Source organism: Candidatus Moraniibacteriota bacterium, from assembly GCA_028688415.1.
GTDB lineage: Bacteria > Patescibacteriota > Minisyncoccia > Moranbacterales > UBA1568 > UBA1568.
Map to the genome: position 1 here is coordinate 847,720 of JAQTYF010000001.1, position 21,154 is coordinate 868,873.

At 41.1% G+C, this 21,154-nt stretch carries 20 protein-coding genes and 1 tRNA gene; 16 read left to right on the top strand and 5 right to left on the bottom strand.

Going from position 1 to position 21,154, the window contains the following annotated elements:
• Positions 1-25: 25 nt before the first annotated feature.
• The 13 genes from PHH40_04130 to PHH40_04190 all read left to right on the top strand — a co-directional run bounded on the left by PHH40_04130 (position 26) and on the right by PHH40_04190 (position 12,719).
• A complete protein-coding gene (locus PHH40_04130; GenBank protein ID MDD2766914.1) occupies positions 26-2,665 on the top strand; it encodes a CHASE4 domain-containing protein in 2,640 nt (879 codons plus the stop codon).
• A gap of 39 nt (positions 2,666-2,704) precedes the next feature.
• A complete protein-coding gene (locus tag PHH40_04135) occupies positions 2,705-3,085 on the top strand; it encodes a response regulator (GenBank protein MDD2766915.1) in 381 nt (126 codons plus the stop codon).
• 149 nt (positions 3,086-3,234) lie between these two features.
• On the top strand, positions 3,235-5,043 hold the full coding sequence (gene dnaG, locus PHH40_04140; protein ID MDD2766916.1) for a DNA primase: 1,809 nt from the start codon (positions 3,235-3,237) through the stop codon (positions 5,041-5,043).
• A gap of 236 nt (positions 5,044-5,279) precedes the next feature.
• Complete coding sequence (rpoD, locus tag PHH40_04145; protein MDD2766917.1) at positions 5,280-6,614, top strand: RNA polymerase sigma factor RpoD; 1,335 nt, start codon at positions 5,280-5,282, stop codon at positions 6,612-6,614.
• Between the two features lie 97 nt (positions 6,615-6,711).
• Entirely contained in the window at positions 6,712-6,918 is a 207-nt protein-coding gene (locus PHH40_04150; GenBank protein ID MDD2766918.1) for a hypothetical protein, read from the top strand.
• Positions 6,919-6,942: 24 nt separating this feature from the next.
• Entirely contained in the window at positions 6,943-7,434 is a 492-nt protein-coding gene (locus PHH40_04155) for a hypothetical protein (protein ID MDD2766919.1), read from the top strand.
• 157 nt (positions 7,435-7,591) lie between these two features.
• On the top strand, positions 7,592-7,822 hold the full coding sequence (locus PHH40_04160; GenBank protein MDD2766920.1) for a GIY-YIG nuclease family protein: 231 nt from the start codon (positions 7,592-7,594) through the stop codon (positions 7,820-7,822).
• Between the two features lie 9 nt (positions 7,823-7,831).
• Positions 7,832-7,903: transfer RNA gene (locus PHH40_04165), tRNA-Asn, on the top strand.
• A 278-nt stretch (positions 7,904-8,181) separates the two neighbouring features.
• Positions 8,182-8,601, top strand: a complete 420-nt coding sequence (locus tag PHH40_04170; protein ID MDD2766921.1) for an SRPBCC domain-containing protein — start codon at positions 8,182-8,184, stop codon at positions 8,599-8,601.
• An 11-nt stretch (positions 8,602-8,612) separates the two neighbouring features.
• Positions 8,613-9,014: a hypothetical protein gene (locus PHH40_04175; protein MDD2766922.1), complete on the top strand. Its 402-nt coding sequence runs from the start codon at positions 8,613-8,615 to the stop codon at positions 9,012-9,014.
• Positions 9,015-9,118: 104 nt separating this feature from the next.
• Positions 9,119-9,676 carry a sugar transferase gene (locus PHH40_04180; GenBank protein ID MDD2766923.1) on the top strand — a complete coding sequence of 186 codons (558 nt, stop codon included), beginning with the start codon at positions 9,119-9,121 and terminating at the stop codon, positions 9,674-9,676.
• A 265-nt stretch (positions 9,677-9,941) separates the two neighbouring features.
• Positions 9,942-11,807 carry a glycosyltransferase family 39 protein gene (locus PHH40_04185; GenBank protein ID MDD2766924.1) on the top strand — a complete coding sequence of 622 codons (1,866 nt, stop codon included), beginning with the start codon at positions 9,942-9,944 and terminating at the stop codon, positions 11,805-11,807.
• Between the two features lie 96 nt (positions 11,808-11,903).
• On the top strand, positions 11,904-12,719 hold the full coding sequence (locus PHH40_04190; protein MDD2766925.1) for a prohibitin family protein: 816 nt from the start codon (positions 11,904-11,906) through the stop codon (positions 12,717-12,719).
• 11 nt (positions 12,720-12,730) lie between these two features.
• Here PHH40_04190 and PHH40_04195 read toward each other — a convergent pair whose 3' ends face one another.
• The 4 genes from PHH40_04195 to PHH40_04210 are packed head-to-tail and all read right to left on the bottom strand — an operon-like array spanning position 12,731 to position 16,301.
• A complete protein-coding gene (locus tag PHH40_04195; protein MDD2766926.1) occupies positions 12,731-13,546 on the bottom strand; it encodes an EamA family transporter in 816 nt (271 codons plus the stop codon).
• Between the two features lie 25 nt (positions 13,547-13,571).
• A complete protein-coding gene (locus PHH40_04200) occupies positions 13,572-14,195 on the bottom strand; it encodes a hypothetical protein (GenBank protein ID MDD2766927.1) in 624 nt (207 codons plus the stop codon).
• A 2-nt stretch (positions 14,196-14,197) separates the two neighbouring features.
• The gene (locus tag PHH40_04205; protein ID MDD2766928.1) at positions 14,198-15,151 is read right to left on the bottom strand and encodes a hypothetical protein; all 954 of its coding nucleotides are present in this window, start codon (positions 15,149-15,151) and stop codon (positions 14,198-14,200) included.
• A gap of 10 nt (positions 15,152-15,161) precedes the next feature.
• Positions 15,162-16,301, bottom strand: a complete 1,140-nt coding sequence (locus PHH40_04210; GenBank protein ID MDD2766929.1) for a glycosyltransferase family 4 protein — start codon at positions 16,299-16,301, stop codon at positions 15,162-15,164.
• A gap of 113 nt (positions 16,302-16,414) precedes the next feature.
• Between PHH40_04210 and PHH40_04215 the strand changes: the two genes are divergently transcribed.
• The gene (locus PHH40_04215) at positions 16,415-17,542 is read left to right on the top strand and encodes a hypothetical protein (protein ID MDD2766930.1); all 1,128 of its coding nucleotides are present in this window, start codon (positions 16,415-16,417) and stop codon (positions 17,540-17,542) included.
• A 9-nt stretch (positions 17,543-17,551) separates the two neighbouring features.
• Positions 17,552-18,787 carry an alpha/beta fold hydrolase gene (locus PHH40_04220; protein MDD2766931.1) on the top strand — a complete coding sequence of 412 codons (1,236 nt, stop codon included), beginning with the start codon at positions 17,552-17,554 and terminating at the stop codon, positions 18,785-18,787.
• A gap of 7 nt (positions 18,788-18,794) precedes the next feature.
• Here PHH40_04220 and PHH40_04225 read toward each other — a convergent pair whose 3' ends face one another.
• Positions 18,795-19,703, bottom strand: coding sequence for a hypothetical protein (locus tag PHH40_04225; GenBank protein ID MDD2766932.1), 909 nt, complete (start codon positions 19,701-19,703; stop codon positions 18,795-18,797).
• Between the two features lie 155 nt (positions 19,704-19,858).
• Between PHH40_04225 and eno the strand changes: the two genes are divergently transcribed.
• The gene (gene eno, locus PHH40_04230) at positions 19,859-21,112 is read left to right on the top strand and encodes a phosphopyruvate hydratase (protein MDD2766933.1); all 1,254 of its coding nucleotides are present in this window, start codon (positions 19,859-19,861) and stop codon (positions 21,110-21,112) included.
• The last annotated feature ends 42 nt before the right edge of the window (positions 21,113-21,154 follow it).

Genomic DNA, 21,154 nt, shown 5'->3' on the forward strand with positions numbered 1-21,154 from the left:
TTTTCCATATTCGAAACAAAAAAGTATGAATCTTCGTACAAAAGTCTTTTTTCTTATTGCTATTGTTTTGACTGTCTTTTTTTCTGTGACGATTTCTTTTGTGACTTATAATCTCACACAAGATTTTGTTGAATTAGAGCATCAAGAAGCAGAAAAGAATCTCAATCGAGTGAAGGATGCTCTTCGGGAAAAAATAGATAATTTAGCTTCCACGCTCGGTGATTGGGCACAATGGGATGATTCATATCAATTTATTGTTGATAGAAATGAAGAGTATGCGCAATCGAATCTTCAAGATAGCGCGTTCGATATTCTTCATATAAATTTTGTTCTTTTTTTCGACGAGGAGAAAAATGTTGTCTTCAAAAAATTTGTAGCAAATGGTGAAATGCAACCATTCCCTGAAAAAATTCTTGAACATTTTCAGAAGGATATTGCTAATGATGAAATTACTCTTTTTGATGTACACAAAGAGATTTCCTCGATTGACCCAGGAAAAATAATTTATGCCACTCGACCAATAACGACGAGTGACGGGTCATTACCCGCTAATGGTATTATCGTCTTTGGATATATTTTTGATGCCGATGATGTACAGGAACTTGCTCAATTGACGCATTTGAGCCTCTCTTATGCACCATATACCAGTGATCTGGAAGATGGCTTTTCTTTGGCACGAGATAATCTTTCGAAAGAACAACCCGTTTTTATTCCAGAAACAAAGAACACTCATACTCTTTCGGCTTATACGATAGTGATGAATGCTGATGATCATCCGACGCTTATTTTTCGTATAGATATACAAAGAGACATTTATCAGAAAGGTCAGTCGAGTATTTTTCTTTTTACGTTACTGTTTCTTGTGACAGGAATATTCTTTTGCGGAGGCATCTTCTTTCTTTTGGGATATTTTGTTTTGAACAAAGTAGAGTATCTTAAGAATGAAATACAGAGTATTCATCGAGATGGAGATGTGAAGCGGAAAATTATCCTTTCTGGAAAGGATGAACTTTCTTTGCTTGCAGAAGAAATCAATCAAACATTTCAGACAATAGATGAAAAAGAAACAGAAATGCAAATTCAGAATGATGCTCTCCAAAAAACCAAGAAAGCAATGCTCAATATTCTCGAAGATGTAGAATTGTCAGAGAAAAAATTACGAGAGCAGACTATCGAATTGTCCAAGTTCAAAAAGATTGCTGATTTCAGTTTCGACCATACCATCATTACGGATATCGACGGTGTCATTTTGTATGCGAATGCATCAGCAGAAATGATGACAGGGTACTCTTTCGAAGAAATGAAGGGCAAAACCCCGTCTCTCTGGGGTAAACAAATGTCAAAGCAGTTTTATCAAACATTTTGGAAAACACTGAAAGATGAAAAGCAGAGTTATTCAGGAGAAATAACGAATAAAAGAAAAAATGGCGAGAAGTATCTTGCGAGTATACGCGTTACTCCTATTTTTGATGAGAAGGGTAATATACAATTTTTCGTCGGAACAGAGCGAGATATTACGAAAGAGCGTGATGCACAGCTCCGTATTATTCATCACGCGACCGAGATGGAATCTGCCAATGCGCGTATCGAGACACAAAAAGAACGTGCAGAAAGTATCCTTCGTTTCCTCAAGTCTATTGGTGAAGGTGTTTTTGCAACAGATATCGAGGGAAGGATTATTTTTATGAATGAATCCGCAGAAATACTTGTCGCACGCACATTTCAGGACGTAGAGGGTAAAAAATCGCATGAAATATTTTCTTTTATACAAGAATCAGAAGGCAAGAAAGAAAGTATATTTATAGTAAAGAAAGCATTGGAACGTCGCCAGACCTTCGTTCTTTCACAGAATGTTTTTCTTATGAGAGTGGAAAAAAACATTCCTGTTGGCGGAAGCTGTTCTCTTATTCGTGATGCGAAAAATGAGATTATTGGTACCATTATGGTTTTTCGAGACATTACGAAGTTGCGCGAACTCGAACAAATGAAGAATAATTTCTTGTCTGTAGCGGCACATCAACTCCGCACACCGCTCGGAAGTATGCGTTGGAGCATGGAGCTCCTCATCAATGGAGACCTCGGTAAATTGTCCAAAGACGTCAAGGAATCCGTGAAACAACTCTATGAGAATAGTGGTCGTATGATCGTTCTTGTTAACGATCTACTCGATGTTTCACGTATCGACGGAGAGAAGGGCCGAGAACTGAAAGAATCAGTTAATCTTATTAAACTCATAGATGCCTCGATTCATTCACTTAAATCTGAAGCAGGAAAACGTCATGTCAAGATTATCTTTCATCATCCAGATACCGTTCCGTCTATTATTGTTCCTCCCAAACATCTCTATGAAGCACTTGAGAATCTCGTATCCAATGGCATCAAGTACAATAAACCAGAAGGAACGCTCACATTAGCACTCGATGTTACTCCTCAAAGCCTTGTTTTGACAGTTATTGATACAGGAATTGGTATTGTCAAAGAAGATCAGTCCAAGATTTTCTCGAAATTTTTCCGAGCTTCAAACGCTGTACGAAAGGAAACTGAGGGTAGTGGACTTGGTCTTTCTGTGGTAAAATCATACATGGAGGAGTGTCAAGCTACTATTCGATTTGAAAGCGAGGAAAATGTAGGGACGTCATTCTTTATCGAATTTCCACTTGCTTAACAGTATTTTTAAGTATTTATTCATTTTTTTATCACTTGTATGAGCGAAAAATATGTTCTTGTTGTTGAAGATGATCCGTTTTACTCCAAGATTTATAAGACGAAATTGTCCAGGGAGAATATCAATGCTCAGTTGGCCGGGAACGGTGACGAAGCTCTTCAGGCCATCGAAAAATATGGTACCCCAGAACTCATACTTCTCGATCTTCTCATGCCAGGAAAAGATGGATTTGAAACCGTCAAAGATCTGAAAGAAAAAGAAGAAACAAAAAATATACCCGTAATTATTCTTTCGAATCTGAGTCAAGAAGAAGACATTAAAAAACTTATGGATATGGGTGTAAAAGAGTATCTTATCAAGGCAAATACACCTATACAGACTGTTATTGATAAAATACGAGTGAACTTGGAATCGGTGTAATTTCTTCTCATGAAAGGTTAATCTGTTATTCTTCAAAGATAACGGAAATAAAAACCTTTTGATATAATATATCCTCGCGGACTTACGTGCTGTGAGGATTTGCTTTTTTAGTCAATAGAGAGCTATTCTATAGAAAAAGATATCCGACTATGTCAGACGCTATTACCCAAGAAATCAAAGCACGACTCAATATAGTGGACCTCGTTGGTTCCTATGTTCATCTCGATAAGTCGGGCGTGCATTACAAGGCATGTTGTCCATTCCATCAGGAACGAACACCGTCTTTTATGGTGAACGAAGAGAAAAACATGTGGCACTGTTTTGGATGTAGCAAAGGAGGAGACATCTTTGCTTTCGTGATGGAAATAGAGGGGCTCGAGTTTCGTGAAGCGCTCAAAATGCTTGCGGAACGTGCCGGAGTGACATTGCCAGAATATAAGGGAGAAGAAAAAAACAAAGAAACCAAGGATCGCATTTATGAACTTCTCGAACTCTCGACAAAATTTTTTGAGAAACAATTGGCAGGGGATGCCGGACAAGAAAAAATAGGAAAGTATCTCACGAATCGCGGGCTCTCACAAGAAAGTGTTGCAATATTTCGCCTCGGATATGCTCCTGATGGATGGCGACATTTGCTTGACTTTCTTATCAGTCGAGGATTTCGTGCTGATGAAATAGAACAAGCAGGACTGATACTCAAGAAAGAAGGTGGGAGTGGATATTATGATCGTTTTCGTGATCGAATCATGTACCCTATCTTTGATATTCTCGGACGTGTCATCGGGTATTCGGCACGGGTAGCACCGGGTGGTGATGAATCACAGGCCAAATATATCAATACACCTGAGACGACGGTCTACCATAAGAGTCGTGCGTTGTATGGATTGTATCAAGCAAAACTTGCGATGAAGCAGGCTTCTGCCACGGTGATTGTCGAGGGGAATATGGATGTGATCGCGATGCATCAGGCGGGGATACAGAATACGGTAGCCGTATCAGGGACAGCACTCACCGATGAACAATTGACCGTGATGAAACGGTATGGCAATGAAGTAAAGCTTTTTTTTGATATGGATGGAGCAGGACAGAAAGCTTCTCGGAAAAGTGCCGAACTCGCCCTTGCGAAAGAGATGCTTGTTTCAGTTATCGCTATCCCGTTTGGCAAAGATGCTGCTGAAATGGGAAAAGAAAGTCCAGAAAAACTGTTTGAAGTGACGAAATCTTCTGTACCAGCTTTGCAGTATTTCTTGGATATGAGTTTGCAAAAATATGATCAGAATACAGCCGATGGCAAGAGAAAAATAGTGGAGGAATATACAGAAATACTCATGTTTGTTGCCAATCCTATCGAACGATCTTTCTGGATCAACAAGCTTTCACAGGCAATCCAGATGGAAGAAAAACTCATCATAAGTGTAGTAAATACAGTGGTCCAGGCACGAGAACATCGAGAACGATACACGCCATTTGCAGAATCAAAACCGGAGTCTCGACAGAGTACTATTTCGTTTAGTAAACGGTCTGAACTTTTGCGAGAGGAGCTCGTAGGACTGATGTATACCGATAGTGTTGTAAGAGAGACAATACTCGGCCTACTCACTGATGATGAAACCAAAGCATTTCTCCAAAATCATCCACTCTATTTCTTCTTGGTGCAGGCGGGAAAAAACGACCCTTTGTCGATGATAGAAGACGCTCATCTCAAGAGCGAAGCAACACGATTGACGTTTCATATTTTGGAATCACCAGAAATCAGCAATACACCAGAAGAAGAGCGGACAAGTAAAATGATCGAGATTGCCAGAAAATATAGAGAAGAAATACAAAAAGAAATCACAAAACGCGAGAAACTCATATCGCTCGAACAATCACTCCGACAGGCGAGAGAAGCAAAAGATAAGGAACGGGAAAAACAGCTCCTCGCACAGTTTACTGATATTTCTTTGGACAAATCATAAGAATGTTGCTAAGATAAAAAACCCCTTGTTTCTCAAATACGGCTTTTCATAGGCCTGTAATATTTTTTTAAACAGTAATTTTTATGACCAAGAAAATGGAAAAGAAAGTAAAGAAGACGGTGCAGAAGAAGGGAAATAAAATAACGAAAAAAATAGTGAAAAAAGATACGAAAAAAATAGTGAAGAAGTCAACGAAAAAAGTGGTCGCCAAGCCAGCAAAAAAGATTCAGAAAAAAATGAAGAAAGCGGTTGTCGCGAAAAAAGTTGTCGCCAAGAAAGCAAAGTCAGTAAAAAAAACGTCGCAAAAAAACGTCACAAAAAAGAATATCAAGCTGACAAAATCAGGAGACAAGAAAAAAACAGCTGTTCAAAAAAAATCTAACAAACCAATCAAGAAAAAGAAAGAACAATCAAAAGAACATCTCGAAGAAAAGCAAGATGCGGTGACAGAACTTCTTTTTCGAGGAAAGCAACGAGGTTTCGTGACTGAAGATGAAATTATTCATATTCTTCCTGATGTCGAACAAGATCTGGACAATCTCGAGAGTTTGTACGAGAAACTCGAAACATCAGGTATCCGTGTCATCGGTTCTGAGGAAATGCTCAAGATTGATATAGAGAAAGAAGGAGAGAGTTTCGGAAAAAAGAAAAAAGGAAAAGAGAAGGGTGGAGAGAAAGAAAAAGGGAAAGAAAAAGCTCCTGTGAAAGCCAAAGATAAAATGATGGACCTCGGAGATGAGAATACCTCTGATCTCGTACAGATGTATCTGAAGGAGATTGGACGAGTATCACTTCTCAGTGGTGAGGAAGAAGTCCGTCTTGCAAAACTGATCGAAAAAGGTGATCTGCCCGCAAAACAACGTCTCACAGAAGCGAACTTACGTCTCGTCGTTTCTATCGCCAAAAAATATGTCGGTCGTTCTCACAACCTCTCTCTCCTCGATCTTATTCAAGAAGGGAATATAGGTCTTTTCCGAGCTGTCGAGAAATTTGATTATCACAAAGGATACAAGTTTTCGACGTATGCAACGTGGTGGATTCGTCAAGCTATCACACGTGCTCTCGCTGATCAGTCTCGCACGATTCGCATTCCGGTGCATATGGTAGAAACGATCAATAAATATTCTCAGATTACGAGGCGATTGGTACAAGAACTTGGACGCGAACCATTGGCCGAAGAGATTGCTGCTGAAATGAATATCGAAGTCGATAAAATTCGCCATATCCAGAAAATTTCTCAAGAAACAGTTTCTCTCGAAACATCGGTCGGAGATAACGAAGACGATAGCGTTCTCGGAGACTTTATAGAAGATACCGAGACAGTAATGCCAAACCAATCTGCTTCTCGCAAGCTTTTGAAAACGCATATTTCGGATATTCTCGATGAGCTCACACCGCGTGAGCAGAAGATTCTCCGTATTCGTTTTGGCCTCGAAGATGGTGTGACACACACTCTCGAAGAAGTCGGGCAAGAATTTGGCGTGACACGTGAACGTATTCGCCAGATCGAAGCCAAGGCGCTCGAAAAAATCCGAGAACATACCGATATTCGCAAATTGCGAGATTATTAGTATGAGAAGAAGACAAGGACACGGGTATTGATAAAACCCGTGTTTTTTGTTATATTCCTGGAACTGGAATCGCCAGTACAAAAAAAAGGAGTATATCATGACCGAACCAACAGTGGTGAGGATAGTTGCATTGCTTCCGAACCATGAAGCATTGGCCCGTCATGCTGATGGGAAAGAAGAAAAGGTGTCGCTTGAAATGTGTGGATGTGCGAGTTTGGGCGATACTGTGTTTCTTTGTAATGGCCTTGTTCTTTGCAAATTAAGAGATCAGAAACTACCAGATCAGAAGAATGTGCATTCCTAAACGTTTTTACAGAAGGAGCGAGAAATGAAAACTGTTCTTACCGAAGAAGGACATCCGGTAGATTTCTTCCAGACATACCTCGCGATGATTCTTGGGTCTGTTGACTCTGATCAGTATCGAAAGCTCTATGTTCGTTTACCAGACGGATCTTTGAAAGACGTGATCGGTGACGGTGATTTGGCCTGTGCCTATTTTGTCTCTTCCATACTGACGCTGTGTGGATTGACCAAGGATGGTGTGCATACGACGGTCGATGAAACCATACTCGATCTCGAGGCATCGAAATGGCAGAGGGTCGAGATACCATACATAGGATGTGTCGTAGTGTGGAAGAAACGTCACTGCGCTGATGGGCAGTTCCATCGCCATATCGGTTTCTTTGTCGGAAACGATGAGGTCGTCAGTAATCAGGCAATTTCCGGCCGTCCGAAGCGTCACCCTCTCATCGAGAGAGATGTCGTAGGCGAGATACTTCGCGAAGTGGAGGCTGTCTATTCCTACCCTTATTTTGAATGATTTTTCTTATTTCGGAACGAGGGAAAGTGTGTGTAGGGGGCAATTATCAATGATAGTTGCCTTTTTTCTTTTTTTCCTTTAGAATAGGTACGTTGCTATAAAAGCAATATATTCTGGTGTTCCGCCAGCTGGCGGATCAGTGGTATGGCAGAAATATATGTACACCATATATGCTATATATAATGAAGATCATAAGAAATTGTATATAGGACAAACTGCTGATTTAGAAAATAGGCTACAGATGCATAACCAAAAAGTATTTAAAGGTTATACATCACGATTTGATGGCCTATGGATTCTTCTTTACTCTGAAGAAGTTTCAACAAGGGAGGGAGGCGCTAAGAAGAGAAAAACAGTTGAAGAGTTTTCGAGGAAGAGAATTTATTAAAAAATTTATTCTGGCGTAGCTCAGTGGTAGAGCAGGTGACTGTTAATCACTTGGTCGCAGGTTCGAATCCTGCCGCCAGAGCATATATAAAAACAGCATCCATATGAGTGCTGTTTTTATATTTATTTTGCGACAGGATTTGAAGTTTATGCCCCAGAGGGTAATTCCTGCCGCCAGAGCAATATGGGATGAGAGGACGCGAAAGCGTTCTCTTTTCCTTTTATAGAGCTATTTTTAGTAGGTTCGAAAATCTTATTTAGTATAGGAGCTCACTTATTATCTCTTTGGTAAATTGAAACGTTTTTAATCTATCGTTATAACTCGTGATATAATTGAGGTATAATTTGTATTTCTTTTTTATGAAGCCGAAAATAACTGTAGAGGTATTCGTTAATGCTCCTATAGGAAAAATTTGGAAATATTGGTCAGAGCCAAAACATATCGTAAACTGGAACTTTGCCTCTGATGATTGGTGTGCACCTGAAGCGGTGAATGATCTTCGTATCAGAGGGAAATTCAATTGGAGGATGGAAGCAAAGGATGGAAGCGCAGGATTTGATTTCGAGGGGACGTACACAATAGTCGAAGAAAACAGGAGGATAGCGTATGTTATGGAAGGCGTTGATGCAAGGACGGTCAGCATTAAATTTGTTTTAGAAGAAGGTGGCTGCAAAGTGGTCGAGACCTTCGAAACGGAAGAGGAGAACCCGCTTGAGATGCAGCGCTTCGGCTGGCAGGCAATCCTCGATAATTTCAAAAAGTACGTTGAAAAAAACTAATACAAAACCATATGAAAAACATATTTCACATCGGAGCGAGAGTGATTTTCTCACTCATTCTCGTAATGCCGATTTTTGGAGTGCTCGGAATATTTCCTGACCCGACCCGTGATCTGTACAACACGGATGAGGCTTTTGCCTTTATCCAAGTTCTGTCTGATTCTGGTTTCATCATGTGGATGATGGCGGTCGTGCATGTGATCGCGCTCTATGCTCTTTGGACTCGTCGTGAGGCTGTGGCAGCGCTTCTAGTGCTTCCTATTACACTGAACGTAGTTGGATTCCATCTCGTGCTTGATGGTGGTCTTTTTACTGCCGGTGCCGTCATGGCAGATGTGATGCTCGCGCTCAATCTATATCTTCTCTGGAAGCACCAGAATGTTCTCACTACCCTGTGGCATCAGGAGGACTAATGTTCCCGACTTCTTTTCTTGACAGGTTTTTCTAGAGATGATTGTATAATGGAGGCTTCTTTAACAATTCAAGTCTATGATATCCATACAAAAAGGAGGGAACCATGTCCAAAAGATTTTTTGATGTGGGAGTGTCTGCTGTTTTGCTTTTCTGTCTGTCTCCGCTCATGTTTCTTATCGCGCTACTCATAAAAACAACATCGAAAGGTCCGATTATTTTCAAACAAGAACGTATCGGGCTGGATAATGTTCCGTTTATCATCCTGAAATTTCGAACGATGGAACTAGGATCAGATCAATCGTCGAACGCAGTTACGAAAGGGGATAAGCGTGTTACGAGAATAGGCGCATTTTTCCGATCGACACATCTTGATGAACTTCCACAACTCGTCAACGTTCTCAAAGGAGAAATGAGTCTGGTCGGACCGAGGCCTTGGCGAATATGCACTATGGAACTCAGACAGAGAGAGAATCCCGATCTCGATCAACGACACAGAGTGCGACCTGGAATCACGGGGCCGACGCAAATTCTCGGACGTACGTTGAAATCGGAGATAATCGTCTCGTCTGATCTGGCGTATGCAGAAGAACACAGTCTCATCAATGACTTGTATATCATCTTTCGAACTATTCCCATTGTTTTCAAAAGAAAGGGAATCTGAAACTCGTATCAATTTGAGCCCGCGAGTATAAACAAAGGGCTCTTTTTTATTTTTTCAGTTTATATTTCATTGTTCAGCTTAAGAAGTTCCACCATGTCAGATACTCACTTCGTAATTTTCGACAACTTCAGAGAATTAAGGAAGCTTTTCTTTTGTTTAAAAGCATGAGCAAACAAGGAAAAAATGTCCTCTGGTCAAGAGAGCATATTATTGATAGTATGGAAAATAGTTTGATTTTAGAGAATTTTTATTGATATTTTTTGACATGCACACCTCTTTTTTCTTGTTTTTCAAGAAACAATACCCACGAATCTTTTTTTTCGCCATAGTTGTATGTATAGTGCTGGGCATTTTCCTTCGATCATATCATTTCTCTGATTGGTTGCATTTTGAAATCGATCAATCATACGATACACTTTTAGTTTCTCCAGCTGTAGAGAATGGCATCGAAGAATTACCACTCCTCGGACCGACAGCGGGTGGTGGTCGAGCATTACGTCTCGGACCCGCCTTCTACTATCTCGAATATATCAGTGCCAAAATATTCGGCAACACGCCTCCTGGTCACGCTGCTTTGGTACTCATTTTTTCTTTTCTTTCCTTGCCACTTTTTTATCTTTTTTGTCGTCGATACTTCACACATGTTCTTTCTCTTGGACTTCTCTTACTTTTCTCCGTCTCTCTCTACGCGGTGCTTTATTCGCGTTTTTCATGGAGTCCGAACGTGCTTCCGTTTCTCATTCTCCTGCTGTTCTATTCTTTTCTCAGGAGTCTTTCGGAGAAGGAATCGCGAAAAAACCTCTGGTTTCTTCTGTCTGTCGTTGTTCTCTCTATAACAACACAGATTCATTTTAATGCTTTTTTTATCATTCCTGCCGTTGTAGTTTCACTCTTGCTCCTCCGTAGGCCTAGGTTCAAATGGCAAACGTGGATCATTGCTCTCGTGATTGTGCTGGTATTCTACTCACCTCTCATTATCAGTGATATTGAAACACGAGGGCAAAATATCCAGTTTTTTCTTGAAAAATTCCAACATTCTGGTGGTGATGGAAAAAAGATGCTTGAAAAAGCGGTGCAGACATTGAATTATGATGCTTCAGAGTATTTTCTCATTCTCACAGGGAGTGATCATGTGAATGGAAAAAAATTAAAAGGCTATGGATTTTCGACTCCTGGGAGTATCGCATGGAAAGTCACTTCTCTCTGTATACTGTTTGGAGAACTCCTCCTCCTCCTCTGGGCACTCAAGAAAGAAACTGATTATGATAAAAGAACATTTTTATGGTTGATAGTTCTTTGGTTCATTCTCTCTTCATTATATTTCTTTTCAATAAGGAATAATGGATTGAATATCTACCCGAGATTTTTTCTTGTTGTACTCCCTGTACCATTTATTTTGTTTGGTTTGATACTTGAACAATTGGCTCGTTTCAAAAAGATAGGTATTCTTATCGGAAGCTTCTTGATTTTTCTGGTGTTCGTAGGGAATATGTTTGGTTTGTGGAAATATTTTTCTAATCTGCGTATAGTTTTGATCGAACCTATCTCTGTTCAGACAGAAGATATTTTTCCCAAGACAGAGCGAGTCACACTAGAACAGCAGTACGCCATCGTCGATTATATGGAATCTGTACAGAAGGAAAATGGGTACCCTATTTATCTCCAGGCAAAACATGAGTATGAGCCGATATTTTGGTACCATCTTGAAAAGAGGGGTATATTTTTTCAGAAGAAAATACAGGCAATAGCACTCTATCGAGAAGGGAATTATTTCAGTATAAAATTTTCAACCAATGATCAGTTAAATTTTGACCAGCGATTTGAACTTGTGGAAGAACGATTCTTTGGGGCGCTGACTGTTTTTCGTTTTACTCCACGAGACGAAAGTGTCACACGTGTTCGTCAGAATGAATCCGAAAGAGAGACTACTGTACAAGAGAAGCAGATATCTCAGATAGTAACATGGAAAAAATTCTTTATCTATCGGAAAGAAGCACAACTCGACTTTTCTTCTGAACAAACAACTGAAGAGGAAAATGTTTCAGAAATACGAGAAGATGCACGAGCATCAGGATTGGATGAAGAGGAAATAAAGGCTGAAATCAACAATAGTATCGACGATTTGGAATAAGTTTTTTTGATAAAGATTTGTTTTTGAAGAGAAAGATGGTATGCTAGAAGACTATCTATCAATGAGATGGATTATTAATCAATAAGGAAAAAGACTATGAATACGGTTATTGATTTGGATAAACTCGCTTTTTTTCAGAAGATTCGGAAAAGTTTTTTGTCTTTGGTAGGAACCTTGTTTTTGATCGTTCTTATTTTCGAATCAGTCGGAACGATTGGAGCGGGAGAGAGAGGTATCCTCTTGCAGTTTGGTGCAGTGAAAGACAGAGTATTCGAAGAAGGTCTCTATTTCAAGATACCTTTTGTGCAACAGGTCGTGATAATGGATGTTAGAATTCAAAAAGATGAAGTGCCTGCTAGCGCATCTTCGAAAGACCTCCAGATCATTACATCAAAAGTTGCTATCAATTATCATCTCTCTCCAAGTCACGTGAATACTATTTGGCAGAATATCGGAAGAGATTATAATAACCGTCTCATCGCTCCGTCTATCCAGGAAGCTGTGAAAGCGGTCACTGCACGGTTCACTGCCGAGGAACTCATTATCAAAAGAGAAGATGTCAAAGATCAGATCAAGACCAATCTGGCAGAAAGACTCATCAAGAACAATATTATTGTCGATGATATAAATATCACTTCATTTGATTTTTCTCCTGCCTTCAACGAAGCTATCGAAGCAAAAGTCACCGCAGAACAGCTCAAGCTCAAGGCTGAGAGAGATCTGGAAAGAATATCAATAGAAGCTGATCAACGAGTCGTCGAGGCTGAAGGAAAAGCAAAGGCTATTCGAACAGAAGCGCAAGCACTGACGGCCAATCCTCAGGTAGTCGAACTTCGTTGGATAGAAAAGTGGGATGGCAAAACGCCGACCTATTGGGGAGGAGCCAGTCCGTTTATCGGAATCAATAAATAAAGTATTGATCTTTACTTCTTTTTTGTTTGAATAAGAAATGTCGCCAAAAGAATCATTGTGATGCCAACAGCACGAGAAAGGGTAATATGTTCGGAAAAAATAATCATTCCAGCACAGACAGTAAGTACATTGGTGATAGCTACTTGAACCGGCACGATGATAGATGCACGACCCCTCTGAAATGCTGTCTGAAGGAGGATGAGTCCGAGTACGTTTGTGATGATAACTGCCGGAAGAAACGGATTGAAGAGGATGGACCAATCTATGCCGGATGCAAATGTACTGGTCATTGCTTTGGTAAAGAGGGCTCCTGCTCCGAAACAGAGTCCGACAATGATTGCGAGAAAAATCTCCGACTGTTTTGATCGATGGCTAAAAAATGCAAGGAGTATGCCAAGAGTGACAATACAGCTGATAAACAGGAAAAGCTGAGTCATATCGAAATGAGACACAGAGGCCTCTTCTATGTTCCATACGAGGGCTACTGATCCGAGAATGCTCAGAAAAACACCGATTTGTTCTTTTTTATCCAATCGTTCTTTGAGGAATATCACAGCCAAGAGAACGATGAGAAATTCACCTGCTGACATCAGGGGTTGGACAAGACTGATATCACCGAGAGACGTCGCTTGGACAAAGAGTATCCAACCAGCGGTGGTTGCTATAAAGCCGAGTACGAACCGCCAGTCAGTGACGAGAGCTCGCAATACGATAAGAGTAGATGCTTTCCCTATCTTTGGCTGGTCATCATCAGCAGATATTTTCCAGAGGAAATAACCACATTGGATAAAAAAAGTAGCCACGAGAGTGATCAGGACTGCTAGCATAGCAATTTTTTTAAACAAATATTTTCTACTTCACTTTCTGTCCGAATCGAATAATGAGATATCGTATCAGGCGAAAGAGAATCTGACTTCCGATGCCGACACAGAGGAAGAGGGTAGCGAAACTAGAGAGACTCTGTCCGAGAGAGAGCGCATCGCCGATGCCTTTGCCGAGCAACCAGCCGAGAGGAAAAAGAACAATGATAAAAAGAATGTTTCCTAGAAATGTCAGGATAAAGTACGTGAAAAAAGGAACTTTCTTTTTTGTCAGAATATAGAGTGTCAGTACGAGTCGTACGCCCATCAAGAATTTTAAGATGACGAGAAAAATATAAGGATGATTATCGATGAGCTTGATAAAGATGAGACTTTCCTTTTTTTCGAGACGTTTTTTTTCTTCACGTTTCTGAAACCATGGGCGTAGAGTGCTCGCGGTCACAGCGTACCAGAAGAGATCTGCACAAAACGATCCCAAAAAGGAGAAAATAAGTGCCGACTCTGGACTAATGAGACCCTGAGAAGCAAATGCAAAAGCAAAGATGGCTCCATTCTCACCCCACAAAAAAACGACTGGCCAGACAATGATCGAACCAAGCGAAAGGAAGGATGTTTGCATCCAAAGTCCGATAGTAGAAAAAAGCGCGTCGTTCATACTTATGTGTGAGCTATGGTGTCATTGGTCAGTGGAGTTATTTCCCAAAAACGTTCTACAGGTTTGAATGTCGGATCAATCTGCTGTGCATAGGTTGTGAAAAGATTGAGACAATCCATCGAATCAACAAAGAATTCTCGAAATTGACCTTGATAGAGAGCCATTGCTTCGAGCTTATGAGAGAAATCATCGATTGGAAGGACAACTGATTTCAGCGTATAACGAGGGGTATTTTTCTTGGCAATACTCGTGTGACGAGCCATCAGTTTATAAAAATAATAACAGACTACGGGTGTGGCCACCCAACGCATCAGCGGTGGTTTGAGATTTTTCATTAGAGCATTGTTGAAGTAAGCGTATGCAGAAGAAAAGCAGGCAAAAATCCTCGATAATGGCGCGAGTGTTTTATCCTGATTTATTTTTTCGTATGTCCCGATTTCATTTAATCGGTAGCGAAGAGCATGAGGAATGAGTGTGTAGGGAATATCTTCGTAGAAGAGCATTTTTTTCTTTCCGATCCATGGTTCGAAAAGCATAAAAGTGAGGATATGGTCTACGTGCCAACCAACACCGAGTGGTACATAGAGTTCATCGTATTCTATGCCATCAAGGTAGGCGAAGACTTTTTCTCGGAGCAAGGTGAGATATTCACCTGTGTCTTCAGCTACCGGTGGATGAAAAATATTGCTCAGAGCCTGATAGGGTTTTCGTCGGAAATAAGCCTCGAGTTCACCAAAATTGTTTCGAGTATATCCGAAAAATTGTGACGAGATTCTTTCTTCGTCAAAACGATCATCTGCCATTACGATAGCCCGGTCTTTGACATCGCCGAGATAATGCGTGAAGAGGTTGAGTACGAGGACAGGACCTTCTTTGATGAGAAGTTTCATCTGACCGCCACAGGTGAATACAGCATCGTCGAGATGGGGAGAAATAATAACTGCTCTATAGTGCATAAGAGATACATTAATGAGAAATATTTTTGACGAGTCGTGTGTAGAGAGATTCGATGGAATCAATAAGTATATTTTTACTATAAGCCTGTGCCTTCTCACGACTTGCCAGGCCCATTTTGTTTCGTAGAGATTCATCGTGAGCGAGGGTGATGAGCCTCTGTGTCAATTCCTGATCTCTGTCAGTATCGACAACATAACCATTGATTCCTTCGGTAACGAGCTCTCGAGCAGAAGTGATAACTCGAGTGACAATAATTGGTTTGGAGAACCAGAGTGCTTCAATAGCGACGAGCGAGAATGTTTCTTCCTTTGATGGTAACACAAAAACATCACAAGTAGAATAATACGAAGGGAGACGATCGTGTTCGATGTGTCCGAGAAAAGTCACGTTTTTGTCAATATGTAATGCCACGCTTTCCTTTACGAGTATTGTTTTGTCTGGTCCATCTCCGATGATGAGGAGTCTCGCATCCGGAAGAATTTGGAACACGTCTTTTAAAGATCTGAGAAGAAGAGAAATATTTTTCTCATAAGCGAGTCTTCCTACAAAGAGAATCGTGAAAGGCCGTGTATCTTTTTTGAGAGAAGAATATTCTTTTTCATCAAAACTGATCCAATTGGCGATATGATGTATCGGCACGTGAATATTTTTTCGGAGTTCGGTGATGAGAGGGAGCGAGGGGACTATGATCGCAGAAAGATGATTGCTATATGCCACGACTTGTTTCTCGATCAGTCGTCTGAAAGGACGCATCAGAAGTGGTCGGGTGAGGACGCTCGGACCAAAATGGTACGTGAGAATTTGCGGAATGGAGAGTGTCTGTGCGACGTGACAGGTCTGCATCATCATGTAGCCGAGATAATGATAATGAATGAGATCGGGCCGTTCTTTGATGAAAATCTGATTGATCTCTTGTCTTGTTGGCAGAGCCTGATAGAAACCGTAGAGCTTGAGAGTACGGAGACGATAGATGTGTACCCCGTTCCATTCTTCTTGCTTGAGCTCATTGTGCCGTTTTGATGTGAGTAAAAACACGTGGTGACCTCGCGAGACGAGTTCTCTGGCGAGGTCCTGGAGATGTACCCCGACTCCGGTCATGGCAGGGAGAAAATCATCAGAGATGAGGCCTATGGAAAGAGGAGTAGACATAATTGTCTTCAAAAGTAAAAAATATCTTATGGAGTATGTTTTCTTTAGTATATCACTTTTTTTCTCACTGAGTTGGTGGTATACTGTAAGCGTTTATCCTTCGCTTTTTATTGATGAATATTCCTCAGATTCCTCTTCAAAAGATACTCGAATACGCTCGTTTTGCTCCGTCAGGGGACAACACGCAGCCTTGGATACTCCAAGAAAAACAGACTGGTCTTTTTGCTTTGCAGAGTAATCATCCCAAGGAAGCCCCTCTTGAGGCGTATTATTCTAAGAGCGGGACACCTTTTGCGCTTGGTACATTTCTCGAAAGTATTGTCATTTCAGCACGTCATTTTGGTTTTGATACAGAGATCACCTCTGATCCGTATGTCTATGAAGAGCATGATGTTGTCGCTTATTTGAAATTTACGAAAAATGAGAGAATCATTGATTCTGATGAGGAAGCATTCTTCCTGGCTCTTCCCAAACGACATGTCAATCGCTTCTCCTTTTTTCGTCGTCCTCTCGATACACAGCACAAAACGATACTCACCCGTACAGTAGAAGAGGCAGGAGGTTCCCTCCATTTTATCGAGGGAGCGGAAAATCTCGAAAAGATGGGAAAGTTATGGGGATTTCATGATGATTTTTACTGGGACCACGATGTTTTACGAGAGAATTTTCGTTCGCTTGTTCATTCTGATAAAAAAGCAAATCAACTACGAAGAGGGATACCGCTCTCAACTCTCGGATTGGGAATATCCCAATATTTTTTCCCATTCGCACTGTATGTTGCACGGTTTTTTCGCTTGATACGACGTATCATCCGGTCTCAATCACAGAAGACCGCTCTCAAGTTGTCTTGTGACTCATCGGCTTTTGGTTTTATTTTTCTTCCCAAGAGTCCTGGAAAAAAAATATTTGAACCAGGTTGGGAAGGATTCTCGTATGTAGAAGGAGGAAGAATTGCACAGAGACTCTGGCTTCGAGCGACAACACTCGGCCTTGCTCTGCAACCGACATACACGTTTGTTGTGATGGTGAGTAATGAAGGGAATACGGAATTAGGAGAGAAATTTTCCACAGCGAATCGTCAGATGCTCCATCTTTTTCGAGAAATAATGCCGAACATTGATCAAGAAATGCTTGTTTTCGCCTTTCGTATCGGATACCCGAGAGTCTCTGATGCCCCAGCATCTCCTCGGAAAAATGTCGCAGAAATTCTTTTGAAAAAAGAAGCAGTTTCCTCAAATTAACAAAAAAATATGATACGTCCAAACAGACTCAAGTTCTTTACCTGGCGTCGGATGGTGCTTCGTTTCTTCTATCCGCTCTGGGTGTTTTTTTCCAGCAGGAAGAAAGTAGATGCAATCAACGAAAACAGTATTCGTGCTGCGTCGGCAACAGATGGCGTCATCACTATTCTTCTTCATGGTATTTTTACCAATTATTATTCTGCTCCGTATTGGGCGATCCGTTGGCTCAAGAGCAATGGTATTCAAGTGGTGTCGCTCGGATATGACTACTGGGCAGACGCAGAGACCGCTGCGACTCAAATCAAGAATCAGATTGATGCGATTATCGCCCGTACCGGTGTCCATAAAATAAATATTATTGGAATCAGTCTTGGTGGCGGTGTCGCTCGTTATTATGTCGAAAAGCTTGGAGGAAAAGATGTCGTAGAAAAACTCGTCACTATTTTCACCCCTATCGGAACACGCAAATCAGGGAAATACGATATTGCATTTCTCATGAACAAACTCGTCAGTTCAGAAGGAGCAGACATATCCAAGAAACAAACGGATGCGATCGCTCATTCATTCTCAGCAAAGAATCACCTCGCTATCTACGGAACTTCGGATTGGATTGTCGGCAGTCAGACCTATCCTCTCTCGGATGCCCCTCTTTCTGTCACTCAGGTGCCAGTCGCAGGAGGGCATTTACTCGTTTCTTACAATACTGATGCGCTCGAGCTTGCACTCGGATATATTCTCGATACGCCTCTTTCTGAAATAGGTGTGCCAATTCCTACGTCCCTTTCTTTTGTGACAGAAAATCCTCTCCCGATCATTCGTCAGTGTGTACAGAGTTTCCAATCTCAAGCCACCGAAAAGGGATTGAAACTCGAGCTTCTCAATACCAAAGAAGCTGAAATTCGCATCAATGAGCCAGGAATGAATGAAATTCTCACGAACCTCATCGGGAATGCAATCAAATATACTGCAGAGGGTTCAGTCAGTGTCACGACGGACATCAGAGACAATCAGTATGTCATCACGGTAGCGGATACTGGTTTTGGGATCTCTGCTTCCAATCAAAAGAAGTTATTTCAGAAGTTTGCTCGTATCCAAAATGCACAGACACAATCGATTCCTGGTACAGGACTCGGACTTTGGGTGAGTCTCGGTCTTGCGAAACGAATGGGAGGAACAATCGACGTAGAGAGTATCGAAGGTGTTGGATCGCATTTTGTATTCTCTCTCCCTCTCACATCACAATAATCTTGATTTAGGGGAAGAGGAGATTTGAGCGAGAAGAAAAGGATGATTCTGTGTTTTGATTGTTCTCGTATATGAGCGCAAGGAGCGCAAGTCCTGTCGCGTGAGCACTCGACTCTGTATCAGACGGTTGCCATCGCCAACCAAAATCGGATTTGATATTTTTTCGTACCACTGCTATCCATTCTTTCTTCACCGTATTTCCGTAGCCTGACCAGAAGAGAAAGACAATACGTTCAGCATAGAGATCGCTGAAGACAACATCTCTTTCTTCTGCAGAGATGATATGTCGTACGAAGGTTTTTTTGTATGACTGTATTTTTTCCGAATCAAAACACTGATTTTTTTCGAGAAAGAGGAGTCCGAGCAAGACGTGCGTATCAGCGTATCCTCCGACACTGTCTCCTCTCGTAGTGAGGAGGAAAAAATCTGTATCGTCGTATCCTGAGATGTCACAGTAGAGCGCTTTGAATAGGAGATCGTCCCATGGATCGTAGAGAAATTGTCTATAAGGGAAATTAATTGAATAAGTAGTATTACCCGATGGTTGATTGATGGGAGGAGTAGCAAGGTTTCGGCGAAAGACGATATCTCGGATCGGATGATTCATATCGAAAAGCCGACTAAATGGATCGTTCTTATATTTTTCTTTCAGATTTTCTGGAAGCATTTGTCCTCTCGATTGTTGTATCAGAGAGAAGAGAAATGCCTCATCTACACGGAGGGTCTGTATTTTTTTAGGCGTATAGAACTGGAGTCCTTGATCGATGACGGATTGAGAGCGATCGAATTCTTGGTATCGAACGAAGAGTGTCGCATCATGATCGAAGTACCATAAAACACCTTCTTCAAGGAAAAAAGCAAATAAAAAAACAAAACAGAGACGCAGAGAAATATGACTTTTTGTTGAGATTTTCATATGATGTTTATTGTATATCCAATAGGAGTATATGCGCAATGCGAAAAGAAGTATTGGACAGGGGAGAGAAAATATGCTATACTAGGAGAGTACTAAAGACGGGTGAGCAATCATTCCGTCTTTTTTCTTTTGTAAATCATTTTATCGAAACAACTATGCAAAAAATAGTCTCCGTAGTGGCTCGTGAAATCCTTGATTCTCGTGGCAATCCGACCGTCTCTGTCGAACTTACTCTCGAAGGAGGTATTTCTGCTACAGCAGGAGTGCCGAGCGGAGCAAGTACGGGGAAATATGAAGCCGTTGAACTTCGTGATGATGACCCCAAACGATATCTAGGAAAGGGCGTTCTCAAAGCTGTCGAAAATGTTAATACCCTCATTCGAGATACTATTGTTGAGAAAGAATTCAATCAGAAAACTCTTGATACAGCGCTTATCAATCTCGATGGGACTGAAAACAAGGCGAAACTAGGAGCGAATGCAATACTCGGTGTCTCAATGGCTTTTGCGAGAGCAGTAGCGAGAGCAGAACATAAAGAACTTTATGTCTATCTGAATGAACTCATAGGTGATACAGAGATGAAACTTCCACAACCGATGTTCAATATTGTGAATGGCGGAAAACATGCAGACAGCGGACTGGATATTCAGGAGTTTATGCTTGGCCCTGTCAACTTCCCGACGTTTCATGAAAAACTCCGTGTAGCCTCAGAAATATTTCATACGTTGGCAGATATTTTGCATGAACGAGGATACAAAACGAGCGTCGGCGATGAAGGCGGATTTGCTCCTGACTTCAAGTCAAACGAAGAGGCCCTCGAATATATCGTAGAAGCCATAAAGAAGGCTGGATATACGACAGACGATGTGAAAATCGGCCTCGATTGTGCCGCAAGTAGTTTCTGGAATACAGAAACAAAACGCTATGATCTGAAAATCAAGGGAGAAAAACAAAGTCTCGACAGTGATCAATTACTCAAGTGGTATCAAGACATCACCACCACTTTTCCGATTATCCTGATCGAAGACAGTTTTGCAGAAGATGATTGGGAAGGCTTTCAGAAGTTCAATCAGGTACTCGGCGACAAGATAACGAATGTCGGCGATGACCTCCTTGTGACGAATATCAAGCGTATCAAGCAAGCTATTGAAAAAAATGCGGTCAACTCTGTTCTTATCAAGCTCAATCAAATCGGATCGGTAAGTGAAACGATAGAAGCGGTCCAAATGACTAAAGCTCAGGGTTGGAAACCATTTGTTTCACATCGTTCTGGAGAAACTGAAGATACATTTATTGCAGATCTCTCTGTTGGACTTGGTTGTCCTATTATCAAATCAGGATCGCTCTCGAGAACGGATCGTATTTGTAAATACAATCGTCTGATGCTTATCGAAGATCAGCTCGTTTGAGAGAAGAACATTATTCAAAAAAGACTCCCGAAATATTTGGGA